This is a genomic window from Saccharothrix sp. ST-888, assembly GCF_000955975.1.
Classification (GTDB): Bacteria; Actinomycetota; Actinomycetes; order Streptomycetales; family Streptomycetaceae; genus Kitasatospora.
This window is the reverse complement of the sequence record NZ_JYJF01000581.1, coordinates 1-354: the sequence shown is the minus strand read 5'-3', so window position 1 is coordinate 354 and position 354 is coordinate 1. Positions and strand designations below refer to the sequence as shown.

The window sequence follows — 354 nt, the reverse complement described above, 5'->3', positions numbered from 1 at the left end:
GCCCCGGCCAGGGCTTCGTCGTCACGCGGGCGGACGAGCGCTCGGGCGCGGGCGGGGCGGCCGCCGCCCACGTCGCACTGAGCCGGATCGCGGGCAGCGTGGGCGTGGGGATGCTCAACGGGCTGGTGCCCGGACGCGCCGGCCCCCGCGTGGTCGACGCGGCCACCCCGTCGTCGCTGCTGGACCCGCTGACCGTGAGCGCGGTCTCCCGGGCGTTCCTGGTGGCCCGGACGTCCCCCTGCCAGGACCGCCCCCAACAGGGCTTCGTCGTCACCCGGGCGGACGAGCAGTCCGGCGCCAGCGGCGCGGCCGCCGTCCTGCTCGGACTGAGCGGGATCGAGGGTAGTGTGGCCG

General features: G+C 78.2%; 1 protein-coding gene. It reads left to right on the top strand.

The window, feature by feature from the left end; translation table 11 throughout:
• Positions 1-354 (top strand): hypothetical protein (locus tag UK12_RS42125; protein WP_045307054.1); only part of this gene is annotated, 354 nt, incomplete at both ends.